We start from the raw sequence: 2,737 nt of genomic DNA, 5'->3' as shown, positions 1-2,737 counted from the left end.
AGCGACGCCTGCGCCCCGTACAGCGCGCGGCGCACGCCCTCCACGGAGAAGCGCATCGGGTTCAGCAGCATCACCCACGACAGCACCGGCCCCGCGCCCTTCACCGGGAACATCGCCCCGGAGAGCACCCACATGGGCAGCATCACCAGGCTCATCACCGCGTGGTAGCCCGCGCTCGAGCGCACCCACCACGCGAGCGCCATCCCCATCCCCGTGAGCGCCAGCGCCGACAGCACCATCACCGCCGCGAGCAGCGGGTAGTCCACCGTCCGCACGTCCACGCCCGCCAGGGGCGCGAAGAGCAGGAACAGCGACGCCTGCATCAGCGCGATGCTGGAGGAGCCCAGCGCCTTGCCCAGCACCACCGCCAGCCGCGACCCCGGCCCCGCCAGCACCGCCTGGAGGAAGCCCTCCTTGCGGTCCTCGATGACGGTGATGGTCGCGAAGATGGCGCTGAAGAGCACCACCATCGTGACGACGCCCGGGAAGAAGAACTGCTGGTAGCCCAGCCCCTGCGCGCCCTCCACCCGGAACGAGCCCGCGAACCCCGAGCCGATGACGAACCAGAACAGGATGGGCTGCGCCAGCGCGCCAATCACGCGGCTGGGCTGACGGAAGAAGCGCACCACGTCGCGCGCGAGCAACACCCGCACGGTGGCCCACTGCAGCGCGAGCGTGCCCGGCTCCCGGCGCGGCACCGGCGCGGCTTCCACGGGCGCGGCCTCCCCCGGAGCTTCCATCGACGACGGGACAGGGACGGGGACGTGGGTGCTCATCGGCGTTTCCTCGGCGCGGGCACGGGCGCGGGTGCATCCGCCCCCAGGGCCTTGCCGGTGAGCTGGAGGAACACGTCCGCCAGCGTGGGTCGGCGCAGCGACACGGAGGCGAACCGTCCCGGAGGGAAGGCCTCCACCAGCCGCGGCACCAGCGCATGTCCTTGCGCGGCCTCCACCTGCACGCGCCCCTCCACCACCTTCGCCTCCAGCCCCAGCCGCTCCGTCACCTGCGCGGCCAGCGCCTCCGGTTCGGGGCCTTCCAACGTCAGGATGTCCCCGCCCATGCGCGAGGCCAGCGCCCGGGGCGTGTCACACGCCACCAGCTTCCCGCCGTCCAGCACCGCCAGCCGGTCGCACCCTTCCGCCTCGTCCGCGCGGTGCGTGGTGAGCAGCACCGTGACGCCCTGCGCGTCGCGCAGCCGCTTGAGGTGCGTCCAGAACGTGCGGAAGGCCGCCTCGTCCAGGCCCTGCGTGGGCTCATCCATCAGCACCACGCGCGGTTGGTGCACCAGCGCCCGCGCCAGCTCCAGCCGCCTGCGCATGCCGCCCGACCAGGTGCCCACCCGCTCGTCGCCCCGGTCCAACAGGCCGATGAGCGACAGCATCGTCTCCCCGCGCGACTTCGCGTCCGCGCCGGTGAGGCCGTACAGCCGGGCCCCCAACAGCAGGTTCTCCCGCGCGGTGAGCAGGTCATCCAGGCTGCCGCGCTGGAAGATGACGCCCATCTGCCGGCGCAGCGCGGGGTCGCTCAGCGACAGCACCCGGCCGGCGAAGTGGACCTGCCCCGCGTCCGGCGCGAGCAGCCCCGCGAGCAGCTGGAAGGTGGTGGACTTGCCGGCGCCGTTGGGCCCCAGGAGCCCCAGGATTTCACCCGGCTGCACGGACAGCGACAGCCCGTCCACGGCGGTGCGCCCACCGAAGCGGCGCGTGAGCCCCTCGATGCGCAGGAGCGGCGGGGGCGGAGTGGGAACCGAGGTGTCAGGCATGGGCACGGAGGGCCCTAGCCACGCGGAACGCGGTCCAGCGTCAGCGCGGCGAACAGGCCGGTGAGATACACGAGCGAAAAGAAGAACGTCTGGCGCGCCCAGGGCTTCCCCAGGTGCTTGAAGAAGCCCCACGCTCCCAGCCCGAGGAAGCCCAGCCCCAGCACCACCGCCGCCGCCAGGTACCACGTGCCGGCGATGTGCAGCTGGAACGGCAGGAGCGTCATGGGCACCAGCGCCACCAGGTAGAGCACCACCTGCGCGCGGCTGGACTCGTCACCCCGCTCCAGCGGCACCGACTTCAGGCCCGCCGCCGCGTACTCCTCCTTGCGGAACAGCGCGATGGCGATGAAGTGCGGCATCTGCCAGAGGAACATGATGGCGAACAGCGCGAAGCCGCCCGCGTCCAGCGTGTCCGTCACCGCCGTCCAGCCCATCAAGGGAGGCAGCGCGCCGGGAATCGCACCCACCAGCATCGCCGCGGACGTGCGCGCCTTCAGCGGCGTGTAGGCCAGCACGTAGCTCAAGAGCGCGATGAGCCCCAGCACACCGGTGAGCAGGTTCGCCCCCAGCACCAGCGCCGGCAGCGACACCGCCGCGAGCGACAGGCCGAACCACAGCGCCGTCGTGGGGTCCATGCGCCCCGCCGGCAGCGGCCGGTTGCGCGTGCGCGCCATGAACTGGTCGCTGTGGCGCTCCAGGTAGCAGTTGAACGCGTTCGCCGCGCCCACCGTCCCCGCCGTCGCCAGCAGCGTCACCAGCGCCCGCACCGGCCCCAGCGGGCCCGGCGCCAGGTACAGGCCGCCCGCCGCGGTGATGAGCACCAGCAGGGACAGCCGCGGCTTGGTGAGGGAGATCAGGTCGGACGCGGTGGTCGACAGGGACAGGGCACGCGCGCTCACGCAGACTCCAACAGTTAGCCCCGGCTCGCCGTCACTTCCGGCCGGGGGACGTGGGGTGGGCCCTCCCATACCGTCC

At 72.6% G+C, this 2,737-nt stretch carries 3 protein-coding genes; all 3 read right to left on the bottom strand.

Annotation, left to right across the window (positions count from 1 at the left end; genetic code table 11):
• Positions 1-740, bottom strand: a 740-nt coding sequence (locus D7V97_RS41980; RefSeq protein ID WP_368669024.1) for an ABC transporter permease, incomplete at its 3' end; no start/stop codon positions are given.
• Between the two features lie 32 nt (positions 741-772).
• The gene (locus tag D7V97_RS41975) at positions 773-1,762 is read right to left on the bottom strand and encodes an ABC transporter ATP-binding protein (RefSeq protein WP_120616127.1); all 990 of its coding nucleotides are present in this window, start codon (positions 1,760-1,762) and stop codon (positions 773-775) included.
• 14 nt (positions 1,763-1,776) lie between these two features.
• Positions 1,777-2,661, bottom strand: a complete 885-nt coding sequence (gene cyoE, locus D7V97_RS41970; RefSeq protein ID WP_120616126.1) for a heme o synthase — start codon at positions 2,659-2,661, stop codon at positions 1,777-1,779.
• Positions 2,662-2,737: the final 76 nt, after the last annotated feature.

Source organism: Corallococcus sp. CA053C (assembly GCF_003611675.1).
Lineage (GTDB): Bacteria > Myxococcota > Myxococcia > Myxococcales > Myxococcaceae > Corallococcus.
The sequence above is the reverse complement of the archived record's forward strand: the minus strand, read 5'-3'. Positions and strand labels throughout refer to the sequence as shown.